Here is a 17,241-nt window from a genome sequence, read left to right as displayed (position 1 = left end):
TTCGCGCGGACGGCGCCTCCGCGGGCCTGCCGCGCCCTGCCGTCCGTTTGCGGGCAGCGCGCGAGGGGGAGGTCCCCGCGCCGGGTGCCGCTTGCGGGCGAGGCGCCGTGACCTCCGTGATCGCCGTGGCGTCGACCGCCACTCCGACGGCCGCACCTTGACGGCCCGTCCGCTATTGCCGGCCCGTCCCTGTGGGCCGCCGGGATGACTTCCCCCGCGTGCCGAATCGGCCCGGATGGTGTATACGGCATAGTCGTTTCGTCACCTTATGGCGTATTTATGCCGCCATCCACGCGTCCCGTGAACACCCTGGGGAGTCCCCGATGCCCGAAGTCAGACGCCGCTGGGGCTTGGCCCGAGCCTTCGAGGCACCGGGGAGAGCCGCCCCGAATCGGCGCGGCTGGTCCGGAGTACTCGCGGCCGTGCTGATGCTGGCGCCGGTGCCGCTCGTCCCGCTGCTGGCCGCCCCCGCCGCGCACGCGGCTCAGGCGTGCCCGGCGGATGCCGGCTACACCGACTGCCTGTCCTTCGCCTACACCGGAAGCGACCAGGACTTCACCGTCCCCACCGGGGTCTCCTCGATCAGGGCGAAGGCCTGGGGCGCGGGTGCGGCCGCCGACGGCGACACCGCCGCGGCCGGCCGCGAGCACGCGAACCGACCGGGCGCCGCCGGCGCCTACGCGACCGCGCTACTGGAAGTGACGGCCGGACAGCGACTGACGGTGGTACCGGGTCAGGGCGGGCGCTCGCACCCCGACGCCGCAGACTCCCCGGCGGCCCGCAACGGCGGCGCCTCCACCATCCGGTCGGGCCAGTCCCACACCCCCGCGGACACCCTGCTGGCAGCCGACGGCGGCACGGCCACGAGCGCGACTGAGACCGCGACCGCGAGCGGCGCCGGTGCTGCCGGGGCCGGTCCTGAAGACGGGCCGCAAGGCCTTGCCCCTCACGTGACCGAGCGCCAGTACGTCACCGGGGCGGCCTTCGGCGGCTTCGCGCCGTCCATCACGGACGTCAACGGCGCCGATACCGACGCCAACACCGGCGCCGACGCGGCCAAGGGCGGCGGCCACAGCGGCGACGGCGGCAACGGCCTCGTCGTGCTGGAGTGGAAGGATCCCGGCGCCGGCGCCACGACGGCGAAGGCCGACCCGTCAGCGGCCTCGACGCCCACCGGCCAGAGCAGCGCTCCAGGAGCCCCGTCCCCGGAGACCACGCCGTCCCCGGAGACCACGCCATCCGCAGCGGCCGGACCGGCCGGCCCGAGCAGCGCCGCCCCGCTCGGCCGCTTGCCCCGGGCACCCGGCGACCCCCTGGACTGCACGGGCAACACGATCTACGCCATCCAGCGCGGCTCCTCCACCGCCGCGACCGGCACCCTGCTCGCCCTGGCCGCCGGCACCGTCGGCGGATCCAGCGTGACCGCGACGACGGTCAGCACGCTCCCCGCCGGGTCGGGCTTCACCAACGCCCTCGGAATCACCGACGGCGGCACCGCCGCCTACGTGGTCGACCAGACCCCGACCGTCGCCGGGTCCGTCAACGTGTACGGCTACAACGCGGCCACCGGGGCCTGGACCACCTACACCGGATCCGCCGGCGCCACCACCGACTCCTTCGTCGCCGGCGCGGTGAACCCGGCCAACGGCATCTACTACTACGCCAGCTTCGAACCCGGTACGGCGACCACACCCGGCGTGGCCACCCTCTACGGCTTCAACACCGTCACCAACACCGCGATCCCCGGCGTGATCGCCACGTTCGACCTGCCGGTCACCGGAGCCTCCGGCCCCAACGGCGACATCACCTTCGACGCCGCCGGCAACCTCTACGTCCTCTCCTCCGTCGGCACCGACGCCGCCATCGGTCGGGTGGCCGGGCCGATCCCCACCACGGGGTCGGCCACCGGTGTGCCGCTGACCGACACGGTGCTGAGCACCCTGCCCAACCCGAACGGCAACTCGTTCAACGGGGCGGCCTTCGACAACGCCGGAAACCTCTACATCGAGTTCGCCTCGGGGAGCACCACCTACCTGGAGCAGCTCAACCCGAACACCGGCGCGATCACGGCCGGGCCCACGCCGTACTCCAACAACGCCTTCCTGTCCGTGGACCTCGGCGCCTGCTCCACCAACCCGACCCTGGCCCTGCAGAAGAACATCGTCGGCCGGTTCGCCGAGTCGACCACCTCGAACGACCAGTTCGGCCTGGCGATCACCGGCGGCGGCATCACCCAGGGCAACACCGCCACCACGACCGGCACCAGCACCGGCGTCCAGACACCCCCCGCCGGCCCGGTCATCGCCGTGTCGGGGACCACCTACACGCTGACCGAGACCGCCGCCTCCGGCAGCCTCGCCAACTACACCACCGCCTACGACTGCGTCGACACCGCCAACGGCAACGCCCCGGTCGCCTCGGGCACCGGAGCGACCACCTTCAACCTGCCGTTCCCGCCCACGGTGGAGGGCAAGAACAGCCCGATGGTGCTCTGCACCTTCACCAACACCCCGGTCCCCGCGACGCCCTCGCTCACGATCGTGAAGACCGCGTCCCCGACCACGGTCACCGCCGTCGGGCAGGTCGTGGACTACAGCTTCCTGGTGACCAACACCGGCAACGTCACCCTCACCAACGTGACGGTGAACGAGACCGCGTTCTCCGGCACCGGCACCCCGCCCGTGATCACCTGCCCGGCAGGCGCCGCCTCCCTCGCCCCCGGCGCGTCCGTGACCTGCACCGCCCCCTACACGGTGACGCAGGCCGACATCAACGCGGGCTCGATCACCAACACGGCAACGGCGACGGGCACTCCGCCCACCGGCCCGCCGGTGACCTCACCGCCCTCCAGCGCAACCGTCACCGCGACACCGGCTCCGGCGATCACGATCATGAAGACCGCGTCCCCGACCACGGTTTCGACCGTCGGGCAGGTCGTGGACTACAGCTTCCTGGTGACGAACACCGGGAACGTGACCCTCACCGACGTGACGGTGAACGAGACCGCGTTCTCCGGCACCGGCACCCCGCCCGTGATCACCTGCCCGGCAGGCGCGGCCTCCCTCGCCCCCGGCGCGTCCGTGACCTGCACCGCCCCCTACACGGTGACGCAGGCCGACATCAACGCGGGCTCGATCACCAACACCGCGACGGCCACCGGCACACCGCCCACCGGCCCGCCGGTGACCTCACCGCCCTCCAGCGCGACCGTCACCGCGACGTCCAACCCGGCGCTCACCATCCTGAAGTCGGTGGATGCGACGGAACTGACCGGTGCCGGCCAGGTGCTGCACTACTCCTTCCTGGTGACCAACACCGGCAACGTCACGCTGACCGACGTGACGGTGAACGAGACCGCGTTCTCCGGCACCGGCACCCCGCCCGTGATCACGTGCCCGGCAGGCGCCGCCTCGCTCGCGCCCGGTGCGTCCGTGACCTGCACCGCCAGCTACACCGTCACGCAGGCGGATGTCGACAGTGGGAAGGTCACCAACACGGCGACGGCGACAGGTACCCCGCCCACCGGCCCGCCGGTGACGTCCCCGCCGTCCTCGACCAGCGTCCCGAACACCCCGGCCCCGGCGCTCACCATCGTCAAGTCCGCCTCGCCGACCACGGTTTCGACCGTCGGGCAGGTCGTGGACTACAGCTTCCTGGTGACGAACACCGGGAACGTGACCCTGACCAACGTCACCGTGAACGAGACCGCCTTCTCCGGCACCGGCACCCCTCCCGTGATCACCTGCCCGGCAGGCGCCGCCTCCCTCGCCCCCGGCGCGTCCGTGACCTGCACCGCCAGCTACACCGTCACACAGGCTGATCTCAACGCAGGCAGCATCACGGACACCGCGACGGCCACCGGCACACCGCCCACCGGCCCGCCCGTAACCTCACCGCCCTCCAGCGCGACCGTCACCGCGACGTCCAACCCGGCGCTCACCATCGTCAAGTCGGTGGATGCGACGGAACTGACCGCCGTCGGCCAGGTGCTGCACTACTCCTTCCTGGTGACCAACACCGGCAACGTCACCCTGACCAACGTCACCGTGAACGAGACGGCGTTCTCCGGTAGCGGCACGGCGCCCGTGGTGACCTGCCCGGCCGGCGCCGCCTCGCTCGCCCCCGGCGCGTCCGTGACCTGCACCGCCAGCTACACCGTCACACAGGCCGACCTGAACGGCGGCAAGGTCGCCAACACGGCAACAGCGACGGGCACTCCGCCCACCGGCCCGCCCGTGACGTCCCCGCCGTCCTCGACCAACGTCCCGAACACCCCGGCCCCGGCGCTCACCGTGGTGAAGTCGGCTTCCCCGACCACGGTCACGGCCGCGGGTCAGACCGTCGACTACAGCTTCCTGGTGACCAACACCGGGAACGTCACACTGACCGACGTGACGGTGAACGAGACGGCGTTCTCCGGCAGCGGCACCCCGCCCGTGATCACCTGCCCGGCAGGCGCCGCCTCGCTCGCACCGGGCGCGTCCGTGACCTGCACCGCCACCTACACCGTCACGCAGGCCGACCTGAACAGCGGGAAGATCACCAATACCTCGACGGCGACGGGCACTCCGCCGTCCGGTCCGCCGGTGACCTCCCCGCCGTCCAGCGCGACGGTGACCGCGAAGCCGCCGCACGGCCACCTGCCGAGCACCGGCGCGAACACCCACCTGGCCGGGCTGGCGGGGAGTCTCCTGCTCCTCGGCGGTGGGCTGGCGCTGGTGACGCGCCGCACCCGTCGTCGCGGCTAGCAACGGCGGCTGACGGCGGCGGTCCCCGGAGCATGGGCTCCGGGGACCGCCGCCGTTCTGTGCCCGTCCGTCGTCCGTCCGTCGTCCGTCCGGCCCGTGGGTGAGGGGCGGACGACGGGACGAACCTCAGCCGAACGGATGAACCTCCGCCACCGCCAGGCCCGCCGAGCCCGCGCCGCCCGCACCGGCACGGTAAGACAGGCCGGGCCCCTCTGCGGTGACACCGGTGTGATCGTTCCTGGCGCCGCCCACAGCCGAAGGAAGTAAGAGATGCGCGAAACCAAGCACAAGGCCCGAGCGGGTGCCGCCGCCGGCATCGCACTGCTCGCCCTCGCCGCCCTGTCCGGCTGCCGCCAGCCCCACAGCGGTGGCAGTCAGGACGTGCAGGCCGCTACGGCCGCGCCCTCCGAGGACGCTGCGAGCAGCGGTGAGATCGCCGTGCTGGAGCAGCCGACGCTGCCGCCTCCGTCGTCCGTCGCCAACGACCAGGAGAAGCGCAAGCAGGTCACCATCGGCACCTGCGAGGCGACCAAGGACGGCTGGCGCGCGGCCGGCACTGCGGTGAACCCCGGCGGCCGGGACGCGGACTACCGGATCGTCGTCTACTTCACCTCGGCGAAGGCCACGGTGCTCGCCCTCGGCGACACGGCGGTGAACGTCAAGGCGGGGCAGAGCGGCGCGTGGGAGGTGCGGCAGGCGTTCCACGCGCCGCAGGGGACCCTGTGTGTCCTGCGGGGCGTCAGCTGAGCGCCCACTGCCGGGGCCGGGTTCGGGTTCGGGTGTCGGCGAGGTAGCTGCCGCCCGGCGTTCTAGCGCGGTGGGGGCCGGTTCTCGTCGCAGGTGGTGCGTTGGCCGTGGAGGAGGAGAGGGACGGCGCGGTTGGCGAGGGCTTCGGCGGCGCGGGCGGCCTGGGCGGGGGCCATGACGTCCGGGAGTTCGTGGGCGGGGACGAAGCGGGCGCCGAACAGGCCGCTGCGGTGCCGGGGCGGGACGGTCAGGCGGGTGTCGTCGCGCACGGTGCCGCCGTCGAAGACCAGGTTGAGGCGCTCCAGGTAACGGTCGGCGGGGGTGAAGTCGACGGCCAGGACGTCCGTGAGGCGCAGGTTGAGGCCGGTCTCGGCGTGGAGGTGACGGGCGGCGGCGAGGTTGGGGGGCTCGTTGGGCTGGGCGGCGCCGCCCGGAAGGATCAGGCCGTCCATGTAGTCCGGGTCGACGAGCAGGACGTCGCCGCGCGGGTTGCGCACGAGGACGAGGCAGCCGAGCCGGCACACCGGCGGCTTGGCGAGGAGACGGGGGTCGCGCATCGGGCGGTTCACTTCCTGAGGGCGGCGAGGAGTACGAGGGAGAAGCCGGCCCACCAGAGCAGGCGGACCAGGAGTTCAGCCGTCATGCGTCAGGCGCTCGTAGCGCAGCCCCTTGCGCAGCAGGTCCACGACCCGCAGGAGTGCGAACGGGCGGGCGCAGCCGAGGCCGATGAGGTAGCAACCCGTCCTGCGGCCGTGCTCCCAATCCACCTCGACGGAGGGCAACTTCACCCCGCCCAGGGCGAGGACGGCCGTCAGGTCGTCCAGGACGTCGGCCGCCTGGCGCCGCTGGTCGGCGGTGACGCGGTAGACCTTCTCCCCCATCACGCCCCCACCTGCCGCCGAACCTCGAACCCCCGCCACGCGCTGAAGGCAGCGGAGAAGGAGGAGAAGGAGGCCAGCTCACCCGAGGCACCGCTGCGCAGCCACTCCCCCGTCGTCTCGTTCCGCACCCGGTAACACCGGCCCTCCGGGTCCCAGCGGACCCCGTAGCCGTGGAGCCGGGGCACTTGGGCATCAGCCATGGGAATAACCTTCCGCAGTCAATCCTTCACTTTCTGTGTGGGAAAGACTTGCGGAACGACCCCCTCCTAGGGAAGCATCTGAAGTCGCCAGTTCAGCATGGTTCAGTTGGGAAGCATCATGAACCGTAAGAAGCTTGATCCTGCGTCATCCCCGTACGCGACCCTCGGGATTCAGCTCCGCCGTTCACGCGAGGCACGCGGCCTGACCCAGACGGAACTCGGAGAGGCCATCGCCTACTCCGGTGCCTACATCTCCAGCATCGAACGCGGCATCCGCGCGCCGAGCCGCCGATTCGTCGATCTCGTGGACGAGCACCTCGCCACCGGCGGCACGCTCGGCCTGATGCTCGACCAGCTCGAACACAGCATCCTGATAGAGGGTTTCCCTGAGTACGCCGACAAGGAAGCCGAAGCGACCGCCATCCGGCTCTTCCAGATCGGGGTCATCTCAGGGCTGCTGCAGACTCCCGAGTATGCGGCAGCCTATGAACAGGCACCGGTCACGCGCGGGACCGTCACTCAGCAGCAGGCCGACGAGCGCATGCGGTTCCTCCTCGCCCGGCAGGAACGGATCAACCGACCGTCTCCGCCATACGTCCAAGCCGTACTCGACGAGTGGAGCCTGCGACGGCCGGTCGGCGGACCAGCGGTGATGGTGGGCCAGCTGGCCCACCTGGAGAAGTTGGCCGGTCTACCGAACATGACCATCCAGGTAGCCCCGCTCGGTCTCGGGGAGAACCGGCCGTTCGCACACCCGGTGACGCTTCTGACGATGCCGAATCGTTCGCTGCTCGGCTATTCGGAGAGCCATCTGCGCGGCCATCTGGAGCGCGACGCCGAAACCCTCGCGGGCTGGGCCAGGGAGTACGATCGGCTGCAAGCCGAGGCACTGCCTCTGGCCCCGTCGCTTGAGCTGATCCGCGCAGTACGGAAGGAATTTGAAAGTGCACCTTGACCTATCCGGCGCTCGCTGGCGCAAGAGCACGTTCAGCGGCCAGGGCGGCGAATGCATCGAGGTAGCGGACGGCTTCCCCGGCATCGTCCCGGTCCGCGACTCCAAGGACCCCAACGGCCACACCCTCGCCTTCCCCTCCCCCGCCTGGCAGTCCTTCGTCACCGCCATCCGCGCTGGCGAGTTCGACGCCCGGTAGCAGCAACTCCGGCCCCGACGCCCCGATCCAGGGCGGCGGGGCCTTCTCAACCCCTCCACCCGGTTCAACCCCGCCGCCGTGACCTCAGGGGGTGATGAACGGATGATCTGGCCCAACACCGTCCGGGCGAACGTCAAGACCGGGCACGACCGGGAGGTGTTCGCCGTCTACCCGTACCGCTCGGCCTGCCCGCAGTCGGTCTGGGCGCAGCTGATCGCCGAGGCCCGGTCCGACATCTTCCTCGACGGCTACACCAGCTACTTCGTCTGGCTGGAGCAGCCCGCCCTGTTGCAGACTCTGCGGCGCAAGGCCGAGAGCGGCTGCCGGGTCCGGTTTCTCCTCGGGGATCCGGTCTCCGACACGACGCGTCAGCGCGAGCAGATCGAGGACGTGACGCTCACGGTGTCCACCAGGATCAGGGTCGCCCTGGAGAACCTGGCCAAGCTCTCCGGCACCGAGGGCATCGAGGCCCGGTTCAGCGCTCCGGACGACGGCCCGAACCACGTCGGACTCTCCGTCTTCCGCTTCGACGAGCACGCCCTCGTCACGCCCCACCTCGCCCGCTCCGTCGGCCACGACTCGCCCCTGATGCACCTGCGGCGCAGCGGGGAGAACGGCATGTTCGACCGCTTCGCCGAACACGTCGAAGAACTCTGGTCCCGGGGCAGCGACATCCGTTCCGGCCCGCGCTGCCACCTGTGTCTAACCCGGCGCCGGAGTGGGAAGTCATCCCCATCGGCTTTCCACTCCGCCCGCAGGAGGCAACCGCGATGGACACCACTTGGCGCAAGAGCAGCTACAGCGGCCAGGGCGGTCAGTGCGTCGAGGTCGCCGACGGCTTCACCGGTGTGCAGCCCGTCCGGGACTCCAAGGACCCCGACGGGCCTGTCCTCCTCTTCCGCTCCCCCGCCTGGCGGGCCTTCGTCGCCGCCGTCCGCGCGGGTGAGTTCGACGCCCGGTAGTGGCAATTCCTGGGTGGGGAAGAGGAACTGGCCGGTGTCGCTGAGTCGACGGCTTGGGTGCGCGTGACGGCCTTGCCTTGGCCGTCCAGTCGCCCGTGGTGTCCGTGTAGCCGTGTGCGTCAGTGGTCGGGGGTGTGGGCAGCGGGGCGGACGGCGTCGGGCAGCAGGTGGAGTTCGTAGGGTGTGTAGCAGTCCGACATCTCGCTTCCGACCACGGCGCCGCAGTGGCAGGCGCGGTTGGGTGGGCCGTCGCCGGGGGCTCCGCAGCAGCTGGGTGGCCCGGTCGTTGTTGTGTGCCAGGTGAGGCCGGTCCCGTCCTCGGGGTGCAGGACGAAGGTGTTCCGGGGTCCGGCCGAGACGACGACCGTTCCGTCGAAGTCGCTGATGCACGGGCCGCCGGGGTAGGCGGGGGGCCAGTCGTCCTGGTCCTCGGCAGGGACGAAGGGCGGCCCGTGCGGCTGCGGATCGACGGCGTAGTGGCCACGGGGCATGGTGGGCGGGGCCTGTCGCCGGCCGTTGACGAGCTCGCCCTCGAACAGGTGCCGGGCAGGAACCGCCGGGAGGGGCTCAAGGTCGGCCGTGAGGGCCTCGCCGCAGGCGGCGCAATGAAAAATCGTCATCGCGGTATGTCTACAGCGCAGGCCCTCACGTCACAACATAATTCCGTTCCCCCGCAGGCAGGGGCTCGCTCGTCAGCCGAACCGGAACACCTGGTCGGGCCAGCCGCCGTCGGGTACCGCGCTGTCGAGGGCCTCGCTGATCGTGCGTTCCTCGTAGGCGAAGTGGGATTCCATGATCGCGGTGAGTCCGTCGAGTTCGCGCCCGACCGCTTCCAGCCCGTCGCCGGGCGATTCGGCGGCGTGGTCGGCGAGTTCGCGCACCCTGGTGAGGATGGCGGCGATCATCTCGTGGTCCTCGACGAGCTTGGCGACCGTCCCGGCGAGCTGCGGGCGTTCGCGCAGCAGGTGGGCGAACATGCCCTCGTCCTCGCCCTGGTGGTGTGCCGTCAGCGCGGCGCAGAAGGCCAGGCAGTGGGTGCGCAGTGTGTCGTCGCCCGGGCGGCGCTGTCCGATTCCGGCTCTGATCCGGCCGATCCGGCGGCGTAGTTCCTGGTGTGCTTGGGAGAGTTGAAGGCTCAGGGCGACCGCGCGGTCGCCGTCCTGGGAGGCCACGGAGGGCGGTCCCTTCGGTTCCGCACCTCCATGCCTGACGCTGTCCGCCACCGGCACGCGATGCTGGCGCCATCCGATCACGGGTCTCGGCGTCCGGGCAAGCGCCGTCGCGGGTGGGTGCCGAAGGCTTCCCCGGACATCGTGGCCCCGCGGCCCGGCTTCCGGCGGGTTCCGAGCGCGGTCGAGCGGCATGCGGGTGGTGACGGCGGGGGCTCCGGCGTCGCCTGACGTCCGCGGCGATGCCGGAGCCGTGTGGGATCCGCGCCGAAGGCCGGCGGCCGGGCGGGCGCGGTGGACACCCCCGAAGGGGCCCCGGGCGGGGCCCGGGGGCCGGTCAGGCGTCCAGCGGGTGCCAGGCGGGGCCGGGGCCGTCGTGGCGGACGCGGCCGAAGACGACGTCGGCGAAGTGGACGCCGAAGCCGATCGTGTCGGGTTCGGCGAGTTCGGCGACGAGGCGGCGGCGGGATTCGACCGCGCGGGCCGGGTCGTGGTCGACGGACACGGACCACTCGGGGTGGTCGACCTGGACGGGCGAGTGCATGGCGTCGCCGAAGGCGATCAGCCGTTGCCCGCCCGCGGTGACGGTGTACTCGGCGTGTCCGGGGGTGTGGCCGGCGCCGACGTGCACCCGGACGCCGGGGAAGACCTCCTGCCCGTGCGCGACCGTGCGCACGCGCGGGGCCAGGACGGCGGCCCCCTCGACCGCGCCGGGCCCGTCCGGCCGGGCGAGGTGGCCGGCCCATTCCGCCTCGGACACCAGGTAGTCGGCGTGGGCGAAGGCCGGCCGGTCGCCGCCGGGGGCGGGGTGCCAGGCCCAGCCGGTGTGGTCGGAGTGCAGGTGGGTGAAGGCCACCGCCTCGATGTCGTCCGGCCGGCGGCCGAGTTCGGCGAGGTTGTCGAGGAGCGCGCCGCCGTGGCCGGGGCCGTGCGGGACGCTCGGGTCCGCCGGCAGCGAGCGGGGCCCGAAGCCCGCGTCGATCAGCAGGGCGCGCCCGGCGTGCTCGACGAGCAGCGCGCCGACGGTCGCGACGAACTGGCCGGAGGCGTCGAGGTACTGCGGGCGCTCCGCCCACGTCCGGTCGGTGGTCTCGGGCAGCCAGCCGCGCGGCGGCAGCAGGACGACGCCGTCCGGCACGAAGGTCACCTTCGTGTCGCCGAGCTGTACGGAGCGGATGCCGGAGGGCCGTCGCAGCCGCTCGTCCCGGTGGGCCGCGTCGGCTTCGAAGTTCGCCATGGTCCCTTCCCCTCTTCGGTGTCGGTCCGCCGCCGGGCCGGTGGCGACGGCGGCGGGCCTTGCCACCATAAGCATCAAGCTAGAAAGATTCAAGGCATAAAGGTTCAAGTGATAAATATGATGGCTTGATGGACTCGCTAGGATGGAGCCATGACGACGCCCCCCCGACCGCAGGCCACCCCCGAATGGGAGCTGTGCGGCCTGGTGAACGGGCTGGCCCAGCAGATCGCCGACCACGTCCGCGAACGCGCCGTCACCCTGGGCCTGACCGCGCCCCAGGCGACCGCGCTGCGGGAGATGACCGGGCCGCTGACCATGCGCGAACTCGCCCAGCGCATGAACTGCGAGCCCTCCAACACCACCTTCGTCGTCGACCGGCTGGAGAAGCAGGGCCTGGTCGAGCGCCGACCGCACCCCACCGACCGCCGCGCCAAGCACCTCGTCCTCACCGCCGAGGGCGCGGCGCTGCGCACGCGCCTGCTCGCGTTCCTCACCCAGGACTCGCCGCTGGCCGGCCTCACCGCCCCCCAGCAGCACGCCCTCCGGGACCTGCTCGAACTGGCCACCCGCCTCTGCCCCGGCCAGCCGCCCGGCCCGGCCGGAGGCCGCCCGCCGGGCCGGTAGATCGGCGCGGGCCCCGCACTCCCCCGGCGCAGCGGCCAGGTCCTGTCCGGTCGGCAGGGCGCGCGCCGGGTGTCGGGAACGCCGGGTGACCGTGTTCGCGTGGGCGGCCTGCGACCGCCCCCGATCGCCGGACCGCTGACCAGACTGCCCGGCTTCTTCGCCCTGGAACCCGGGCCGTGGGACGCCCCGCTCGCGCCCTCCGACGCATGCCTGCCGGTCTTCGCCGGGGGTCCCTGCGTCGGCGATCCGGACGGCGCCGGGTTCCCGGTGTTCCGCGGGGCCCCGGAACACCGTGGTCCTGCACCCCGATGACGCACCGTCACTCCAGCCGCATCCCGGCGGGAGGCATTCCCGGGGGTGCTGCGGCCCCGCCGGCCCGAGCGGCATGAACCAGCTGTGCCCCCTGCGGCGCGAAGGCGGGCACGCTGATCAGCGAGTGCAGCACCGCGTACGAGCCGCACCCGGACCCCGGCCGGGTGCGCGCGATCACGGGCTGAGCCTGCGGGCCCTACGCGGACGGCGCGCCCGTGTCCGCGTCCGCGGCGGGGGTGGTGGTCAGGCGGTGGCGGGCCGCGGTGAGGAGTTCGTCGGACAGGGCGGGGTCCTCGCTGGCGCGGGCCAGGAGGAGGGCTCCGACCATGGTGGACAGGTCGGCGAGGGCGCTCTCGCGGTCGGCGGCGTCGGGCAGGTGCTGGAAGCCGTCGGCCAGGTCGCGCAGTCCGGCGGTGAAGGCGGTGCGCAGCGGGGAGCCGGGTTCGGCGCGGGCCGCGTCGGCGGCCAGGGCTGCGGCGGCGCAGCCCTGGCCGGGGTTGTCGCGGTGGGGGGCGGAGAGGTAGCGGGCGAGGAACTCGGCGCGGGGGGTGGGGTGTTGGGCGGCGGCCGGGTCGGGGGTGGGGTCGTCGGCGAGGCGGTCCATGGCTTCGCGGCGTTCGGTGAAGGCGGCTGTGAGGGCTTGGGCGACGAGGTCGTCCTTGGAGGTGAAGTGCCGGTAGAAGCCGCCGTGCGTCAGGCCTGCGGCGGCCATCGCCTGGGGGACGCTGACCTGGTCGGAGCCCTGCTCCCGGATCAGTCTGGCGGTGTGGTCGATCACCTCCTGGCGGTGGCGTTCGGCCTCGGCCCGTGACACGCGGGGCATGCCTGCGTTCCTTTCCTCGTCCTGCGGTGGTGGTGGTCCTACTTTCCCATCCGGGCTTCCCCATCCAGTTTAGATGATGGTAATAATCTAAACGTTGCGGTACCCCGGCTGCGGGCGCCGCCTTCCGAGAGCGAGGAACACGCACATGACCGTGATCGACGGCTCCACCGCCCTGGTCACCGGAGGCCTGCGCGGCCTCGGCCGGGCGTTCGTCGGGGAACTGCTGGCGCGCGGCGCGAAGAAGGTCTACGCCACCGCCCGCACCCCCGTGCCCAGCGAGGACGGGCGGGTGGAGGTCCTCGCCCTGGACGTCACCGACGACGCCTCGGTGGCCGCCCTGGCCGAGCGCGTCCAGGACGTCGACCTCGTCTTCAACAACGCCGGCGTCCTGTACCCGGGAGCGCTGCTCACCGGCGACCTGCGGCAGGTCCAGGCGACCTTCGACACCAACGTCCTGGGCCCGCTGCGCATCGCCCGGGCCTTCGCGCCGGTGCTGGCGGCCCGTGGCGGCGGAGCGCTGGTCGACATCCACTCCGCGCTGTCCTGGGGCGCGGGCGCCGGCGCCTACGGCGCCTCCAAGGCCGCCCTGTGGTCCCTGACCAACTCCCTGCGCCTGGAGCTCGCCGCCCAGGGCACCCAGGTCGTCGGCGTGCACCTGGGCTTCGCGGACACCGAGATGGTGGCGGCCCTGCCCGTCGACAAGATCCCGGCCGCCGAGGTGGCCCGCATCGTCCTGGACGGCGTCGAGCGCGGCGATCGCGAAGTCCTCGTCGACGACCTCACCCGGGCGCTCAAGTCCGCGCTCCCCGGCCCGGTGGAGGGCCTCACCATCCCCATCCGCCGCTGAACCGCACCCCGCCGAAACCCGTCGAAACCCGCCGGCCACCGCCGGCCGACACCGAGGAGAACACCCATGCCCCTGTGGCACGTCTACCACCCTCCCGGCACCTACACCCCCGGGCAGAAGCAGCAGCTCGCCGCCGACATCACCGGGTTCTACACCCGCTTCGGGCTGCCGAAGTTCTACGTGATGACGCTCTTCCACGAGATCGGCGCCGACTCCTTCCACGTGGGCGACCAGCCCGCGCACGACGCGGTGCGGATCGTGGTCGAGCACATCGCCCGGCACACCGAGGACCCCGACCTGCGCAAGCGCACCCGGGAGGCCCTCGCCGCCCTCCTCGCGCCCCACACCACCGGGCGCGGCCTGTACTGCGAGTTCCACATCGACGAGACGCCCCGGGACCTGTGGATGATCAACGGGATCGCCCCGCCCCCGTCCCAGAGCGAGGCCGAACAGCTGTGGGCCCGCGAGAACCGCCCGATCCCCTACTGATTCCCTGCTGACCTCCTGCTGACCTCCTGCCGATCCCCTTCCGACCTCCTGCCGACCTCCTGTCGACGGACGCCCCGGCACGGCGCCGCCACGAGAAGTCGGACAGGTCGACTTCCCACTCCAGGACCCACCGCCCCGGCACCCCGCGAGCGGTGGGTCCTGGCCGGTTCAGGCGGGCTCAGGCAGGTTCAGGCAGGTTCAGCCGTCGAGGGCGGCAGGCGCACCGGCGAGGAGGGCGTCGAGCAGGCCGGGGAAGCGGGCGTCGAGGTCGGTGCGGCGCAGGCTGACGAAGCGGTTGCGCCCGGCGACGCGGGTGGTGGTGACGCCGGCCTCGCGCAGGACGCGCATGTGGTGGGAGACGGTCGACTTGTGGAGGTGGTCCAGGCCCAGGTCGCGGGGGGCGCAGGAGTGTTCGGCGCCGTCGGCGTAGCTGAGCAGCAGGGTCATCCGGACGGGGTCGCCGAGGGCGTGCAGGACCGTGACGAGGTCGATGTCGGCGGTGGCGGGCTGGGGCAGCCGCTCGTCTTCGGTCATGGCGCGTGGTCCTCGTCGGCTGGACATTGGTTTGACAATCATCCACCCATCCCTAGTGTTTGACGAGCGTCAAACTGTTGCCCTATCGTCAAACAATCGGGGGCTTTTCCATGCCCGTACGCCTGCTCCTGCTCGCCCTCGGCACCTTCGCCATGGGCACCGACTCGATGGTCGTCGCCGGCATCCTCGGCCCGATCGCCGCCGACCTGGGGGTGTCCGTGCCGGCCGCGGGCCAGCTGGTCACCGTCTTCGCGCTCGGCTACGCGCTGCTGGCCCCGGTGCTGGCCGCGCTCACCGCCCGCTGGCCGCGCCGGCGGCTGCTGCTGACCGCGCTCGCGGTGTTCAGCGCGGCCAACGCGCTCAGCGCGCTCGCCCCCGGCTACGGCCTGCTGCTGGCCACCCGGGTCCTGGCGGCGGCCGGGGCCGCGCTGTACACGCCGACCGCCAACGCGGTGGCCACCACCCTGGTCGCCCCCGAGCGGCGCGGACGGGCGCTGGCCACCGTGCTGGGCGGGATGACGGTGGCCACCGCGCTGGGCGTACCGCTGGGCACCTGGGTGGGGCGCGGCGACTGGCGGATGACGATGTGGCTGGTCACCGCGTTGGGCGTGGCGGCGCTGGCGGGGCTGGCGCTGCTGCTGCGCGACCTGGCGGCGCCGGTGGCGGCGCCGGGGCTGCGGGCGCGCCTGGCCCCGCTGGGGCAGCGGCGGGTGCTGGGGGCGGCGGCCACCACGCTGGCGTTCTTCCTGGCCTTCCAGTGCGTCTACATCTACCTGGCCACCGCCGTCTCGGGGGCGACCGGGGGCGACGCGGACCGGCTGAGCCTGGTGCTGCTGACGGCGGGCGTGATGTCGGTGGCGGGCAGCTGGCTGGGCGGGCGCCTGGTGGACCGGGTCGGGGTGCGGCGGGTGCTGCTCACCGGCTCGACGGTGGCGGCGGGCGCGTTCGCCGCGCTGCCGTGGCTGGGGCGCAGCATGCCGGGGGCGCTGGTGTACGCGGCGGTGGTGCCGCTGGCGGGGTGGGCGGTGTCGGTGGCGCTGCCGCACCGGCTGGCGTCGATCGATCCGGGGAACGCGCCACTGCTGATCTCGCTGAACAGCAGTGCGCTGTACCTGGGGACGGCGGCCGGGGGTGTGGCGGGCAGTGCGGCGATCGCGGTGCTGGGCGGGCGGTGGTTCCCGTTCGCGGCGGCGGGGCTGGCGCTGGTGGCGGCGGTGACGGCGGCGGCGACCACGCGGGACGCGCGGGCGGGTGCGCCGACGGAGGAGGAGGCGACGGTGCCGGCGCCGGCACCGTCGCCGTCGCCGTCGCGGTCCTGATCCTCGGGCGGGCGGGGTTCAGCGGGCGGGGTCTCAGCGGGCGGAGCCGAGGTTGCGGTCGGCCTCGGCTCCGGCGAGCAGCAGGGTGGTCTCCTCGATGCGGCGCAGGCGCCCGCAGGGGCCGTACTGGCCGAAGAGGTAGACCTCCATGGAGACCTGGGTGCCGTCGGTCTTGAGGACGTCGACGGTGTGCCGGGTGGCGGTGCGGTCGCCGTCGTGGAGTTCCTCGTGGACCTCGACGCGGCCGGAGGCGACCACGGCGCGCAGGTGGCGGATGTGGTCGGTGAAGGCGGCGCGGTCGTCCCAGCGGCCGTCGGTGCGCTGGCGGTAGTCGGGGGTGAAGTGGCGCTCGACGGCGGTCTCCAGGTCGAGGCCGGGGGTGAAGAGCAGGTCGTCGAGGGCGGCGGCGATGGTGGTGCGGGGGGCGGTGGCGGGCATGGGGGTTCCCTTCTCGGAATCCGACAATGCGTGCGTGGCGCACGCTTCACGGGATGAGCGTACCCCAGGAATGCGTGCGTCGCGCACGCTATGATCGGGGGGTGGACCACTCCCCCGAAATCCCCGACCCCGACCCCGACCCCGACCCCGACCCCGACCCCGACCCCGGCCCCGTTCCTGAAACTGCCTCCGGCCTCGGGGACGCCGTCGCCCAGGCCCTGGCCGTCCTGCTGCGCCGCCCCGCCCGCGCCGCGCTCTACCGGCGCCTGACCGAGGGCCTGGGCGAGGCGGTGGACGAGGTCACCTACCCCGTGCTCTCCGGCCTGGCCCGCACCGGGGCGCGCAGCGCCGCCGACCTGGCCGCCGAGATCGGCCTGGACCGCTCCGGGGTCAGCCGCCGGGCCACCCGTCTGGAGGAGGCCGGGCTGCTGCGCCGCGCGGCCGACCCGCGCGACCAGCGCGCCACCCTGCTGACCCTGACCGGCGCCGGCGAGCGCACCGTGGCGGTGATGCGCCGGCGCCTGGCCGGCGGCATCGAGGAGGCGCTCGCCTCCTGGCCGCCCGGGGAGGCCGAGGCGTTCGCCCGGTCGCTGCGGCGCTTCACCGAGCAGGGCCCGTTCGGCTGAGCACGGGGCGAAGGGGCGGCGGAGCGAAGGAGCAGCGGGGCCAAGGGGCGCACGGGGCGGCGGGGTTAAGGGGCGGCGGGGTTAAGGGGCGACGGGGCGCGCGGGACAGCGCCTCCGGGAAGGACGGGCCCGGA

19 protein-coding genes and 1 pseudogene are annotated in these 17,241 nt (G+C 72.9%); 11 read left to right on the top strand and 9 right to left on the bottom strand.

Annotated elements, in window-relative coordinates:
• The first annotated feature begins 323 nt into the window (after positions 1–323).
• Positions 324–4,748, top strand: a complete 4,425-nt coding sequence (locus tag ACIOGZ_RS21600) for a beta strand repeat-containing protein (protein WP_400986800.1) — start codon at positions 324–326, stop codon at positions 4,746–4,748.
• 270 nt (positions 4,749–5,018) lie between these two features.
• Positions 5,019–5,495, top strand: coding sequence for a hypothetical protein (locus tag ACIOGZ_RS21595; protein ID WP_363589746.1), 477 nt, complete (start codon positions 5,019–5,021; stop codon positions 5,493–5,495).
• A 62-nt stretch (positions 5,496–5,557) separates the two neighbouring features.
• Here ACIOGZ_RS21595 and ACIOGZ_RS21590 read toward each other — a convergent pair whose 3' ends face one another.
• From ACIOGZ_RS21590 to ACIOGZ_RS21580, 3 genes are all read right to left on the bottom strand, one after another.
• Positions 5,558–6,052, bottom strand: coding sequence for an NUDIX domain-containing protein (locus ACIOGZ_RS21590; protein WP_400986798.1), 495 nt, complete (start codon positions 6,050–6,052; stop codon positions 5,558–5,560).
• Positions 6,053–6,127: 75 nt separating this feature from the next.
• Positions 6,128–6,376 (bottom strand): hypothetical protein, encoded by a 249-nt coding sequence (locus tag ACIOGZ_RS21585; RefSeq protein ID WP_400986797.1) that lies wholly within the window; start codon positions 6,374–6,376, stop codon positions 6,128–6,130.
• Entirely contained in the window at positions 6,376–6,576 is a 201-nt protein-coding gene (locus ACIOGZ_RS21580) for a hypothetical protein (protein WP_400986795.1), read from the bottom strand. Before ACIOGZ_RS21580 ends, ACIOGZ_RS21585 begins: the two co-directional genes overlap by 1 nt.
• Positions 6,577–6,694: 118 nt before the next feature.
• On the opposite strand from ACIOGZ_RS21580, the gene ACIOGZ_RS21575 reads away from it, so the two are divergent.
• The 4 genes and pseudogenes from ACIOGZ_RS21575 (at position 6,695) to ACIOGZ_RS21560 (ending at position 8,689) form a co-directional block, all read left to right on the top strand.
• Positions 6,695–7,531 (top strand): helix-turn-helix domain-containing protein, encoded by an 837-nt coding sequence (locus ACIOGZ_RS21575; protein WP_400986793.1) that lies wholly within the window; start codon positions 6,695–6,697, stop codon positions 7,529–7,531.
• Positions 7,521–7,727, top strand: coding sequence for a DUF397 domain-containing protein (locus ACIOGZ_RS21570; RefSeq protein ID WP_400986791.1), 207 nt, complete (start codon positions 7,521–7,523; stop codon positions 7,725–7,727). The genes ACIOGZ_RS21575 and ACIOGZ_RS21570 overlap by 11 nt, the downstream gene beginning before the upstream one ends.
• A gap of 102 nt (positions 7,728–7,829) precedes the next feature.
• A pseudogene (locus ACIOGZ_RS21565) lies at positions 7,830–8,381 on the top strand (DUF5919 domain-containing protein); the annotation flags it as partial.
• A 116-nt stretch (positions 8,382–8,497) separates the two neighbouring features.
• Positions 8,498–8,689, top strand: a complete 192-nt coding sequence (locus ACIOGZ_RS21560; RefSeq protein WP_400986923.1) for a DUF397 domain-containing protein — start codon at positions 8,498–8,500, stop codon at positions 8,687–8,689.
• 119 nt (positions 8,690–8,808) lie between these two features.
• Here the strand turns inward: ACIOGZ_RS21560 and ACIOGZ_RS21555 are convergent, their stop codons facing one another.
• From ACIOGZ_RS21555 to ACIOGZ_RS21545, 3 genes are all read right to left on the bottom strand, one after another.
• Entirely contained in the window at positions 8,809–9,309 is a 501-nt protein-coding gene (locus ACIOGZ_RS21555) for a hypothetical protein (RefSeq protein ID WP_363589191.1), read from the bottom strand.
• A gap of 72 nt (positions 9,310–9,381) precedes the next feature.
• Positions 9,382–9,861, bottom strand: coding sequence for a hemerythrin domain-containing protein (locus ACIOGZ_RS21550; RefSeq protein WP_400810453.1), 480 nt, complete (start codon positions 9,859–9,861; stop codon positions 9,382–9,384).
• A 334-nt stretch (positions 9,862–10,195) separates the two neighbouring features.
• Positions 10,196–11,095 carry an MBL fold metallo-hydrolase gene (locus tag ACIOGZ_RS21545; protein WP_363623917.1) on the bottom strand — a complete coding sequence of 300 codons (900 nt, stop codon included), beginning with the start codon at positions 11,093–11,095 and terminating at the stop codon, positions 10,196–10,198.
• A 150-nt stretch (positions 11,096–11,245) separates the two neighbouring features.
• On the opposite strand from ACIOGZ_RS21545, the gene ACIOGZ_RS21540 reads away from it, so the two are divergent.
• Positions 11,246–11,719, top strand: coding sequence for a MarR family transcriptional regulator (locus ACIOGZ_RS21540; protein ID WP_363623915.1), 474 nt, complete (start codon positions 11,246–11,248; stop codon positions 11,717–11,719).
• Positions 11,720–12,227: 508 nt separating this feature from the next.
• On the opposite strand, the gene ACIOGZ_RS21535 is transcribed toward ACIOGZ_RS21540, so the two are convergent.
• On the bottom strand, positions 12,228–12,854 hold the full coding sequence (locus ACIOGZ_RS21535) for a TetR/AcrR family transcriptional regulator (protein WP_400845353.1): 627 nt from the start codon (positions 12,852–12,854) through the stop codon (positions 12,228–12,230).
• A 145-nt stretch (positions 12,855–12,999) separates the two neighbouring features.
• Here ACIOGZ_RS21535 and ACIOGZ_RS21530 point away from each other — a divergent pair, with 145 nt between their 5' ends.
• Entirely contained in the window at positions 13,000–13,701 is a 702-nt protein-coding gene (locus ACIOGZ_RS21530; RefSeq protein ID WP_363589182.1) for an SDR family oxidoreductase, read from the top strand.
• Between the two features lie 66 nt (positions 13,702–13,767).
• Positions 13,768–14,190 carry a tautomerase family protein gene (locus tag ACIOGZ_RS21525; RefSeq protein ID WP_363589180.1) on the top strand — a complete coding sequence of 141 codons (423 nt, stop codon included), beginning with the start codon at positions 13,768–13,770 and terminating at the stop codon, positions 14,188–14,190.
• Positions 14,191–14,388: 198 nt separating this feature from the next.
• Here ACIOGZ_RS21525 and ACIOGZ_RS21520 read toward each other — a convergent pair whose 3' ends face one another.
• Entirely contained in the window at positions 14,389–14,724 is a 336-nt protein-coding gene (locus ACIOGZ_RS21520; protein WP_363589178.1) for a transcriptional regulator, read from the bottom strand.
• 110 nt (positions 14,725–14,834) lie between these two features.
• On the opposite strand from ACIOGZ_RS21520, the gene ACIOGZ_RS21515 reads away from it, so the two are divergent.
• On the top strand, positions 14,835–16,043 hold the full coding sequence (locus ACIOGZ_RS21515) for an MFS transporter (protein ID WP_400986789.1): 1,209 nt from the start codon (positions 14,835–14,837) through the stop codon (positions 16,041–16,043).
• A gap of 33 nt (positions 16,044–16,076) precedes the next feature.
• On the opposite strand, the gene ACIOGZ_RS21510 is transcribed toward ACIOGZ_RS21515, so the two are convergent.
• Positions 16,077–16,481: a nuclear transport factor 2 family protein gene (locus ACIOGZ_RS21510; protein WP_363589174.1), complete on the bottom strand. Its 405-nt coding sequence runs from the start codon at positions 16,479–16,481 to the stop codon at positions 16,077–16,079.
• Between the two features lie 218 nt (positions 16,482–16,699).
• Between ACIOGZ_RS21510 and ACIOGZ_RS21505 the strand changes: the two genes are divergently transcribed.
• Positions 16,700–17,107 carry a MarR family transcriptional regulator gene (locus tag ACIOGZ_RS21505; protein ID WP_363589201.1) on the top strand — a complete coding sequence of 136 codons (408 nt, stop codon included), beginning with the start codon at positions 16,700–16,702 and terminating at the stop codon, positions 17,105–17,107.
• Positions 17,108–17,241 lie beyond the last annotated feature (134 nt).

Source organism: Kitasatospora sp. NPDC088160 (assembly GCF_044741445.1).
Classification (GTDB): Bacteria; Actinomycetota; Actinomycetes; order Streptomycetales; family Streptomycetaceae; genus Kitasatospora.
The sequence above is the reverse complement of the archived record's forward strand: the minus strand, read 5'-3'. Positions and strand labels throughout refer to the sequence as shown.

Coding starts and splice junctions, on each gene's coding strand:
- ACIOGZ_RS21545 (WP_363623917.1), bottom strand. CDS start 11,095: ATGGCGAACTTCGAAGCCGACGCGGCCCACCGGGACGAGCGGCTGCGA.
- ACIOGZ_RS21575 (WP_400986793.1), top strand. CDS start 6,695: ATGAACCGTAAGAAGCTTGATCCTGCGTCATCCCCGTACGCGACCCTC.
- ACIOGZ_RS21585 (WP_400986797.1), bottom strand. CDS start 6,376: ATGGGGGAGAAGGTCTACCGCGTCACCGCCGACCAGCGGCGCCAGGCG.
- ACIOGZ_RS21580 (WP_400986795.1), bottom strand. CDS start 6,576: ATGGCTGATGCCCAAGTGCCCCGGCTCCACGGCTACGGGGTCCGCTGG.
- ACIOGZ_RS21520 (WP_363589178.1), bottom strand. CDS start 14,724: ATGACCGAAGACGAGCGGCTGCCCCAGCCCGCCACCGCCGACATCGAC.
- ACIOGZ_RS21525 (WP_363589180.1), top strand. CDS start 13,768: ATGCCCCTGTGGCACGTCTACCACCCTCCCGGCACCTACACCCCCGGG.
- ACIOGZ_RS21540 (WP_363623915.1), top strand. CDS start 11,246: ATGACGACGCCCCCCCGACCGCAGGCCACCCCCGAATGGGAGCTGTGC.
- ACIOGZ_RS21590 (WP_400986798.1), bottom strand. CDS start 6,052: ATGCGCGACCCCCGTCTCCTCGCCAAGCCGCCGGTGTGCCGGCTCGGC.
- ACIOGZ_RS21535 (WP_400845353.1), bottom strand. CDS start 12,854: ATGCCCCGCGTGTCACGGGCCGAGGCCGAACGCCACCGCCAGGAGGTG.
- ACIOGZ_RS21510 (WP_363589174.1), bottom strand. CDS start 16,481: ATGCCCGCCACCGCCCCCCGCACCACCATCGCCGCCGCCCTCGACGAC.
- ACIOGZ_RS21600 (WP_400986800.1), top strand. CDS start 324: ATGCCCGAAGTCAGACGCCGCTGGGGCTTGGCCCGAGCCTTCGAGGCA.
- ACIOGZ_RS21530 (WP_363589182.1), top strand. CDS start 13,000: ATGACCGTGATCGACGGCTCCACCGCCCTGGTCACCGGAGGCCTGCGC.
- ACIOGZ_RS21555 (WP_363589191.1), bottom strand. CDS start 9,309: ATGACGATTTTTCATTGCGCCGCCTGCGGCGAGGCCCTCACGGCCGAC.
- ACIOGZ_RS21560 (WP_400986923.1), top strand. CDS start 8,498: ATGGACACCACTTGGCGCAAGAGCAGCTACAGCGGCCAGGGCGGTCAG.
- ACIOGZ_RS21515 (WP_400986789.1), top strand. CDS start 14,835: ATGCCCGTACGCCTGCTCCTGCTCGCCCTCGGCACCTTCGCCATGGGC.
- ACIOGZ_RS21595 (WP_363589746.1), top strand. CDS start 5,019: ATGCGCGAAACCAAGCACAAGGCCCGAGCGGGTGCCGCCGCCGGCATC.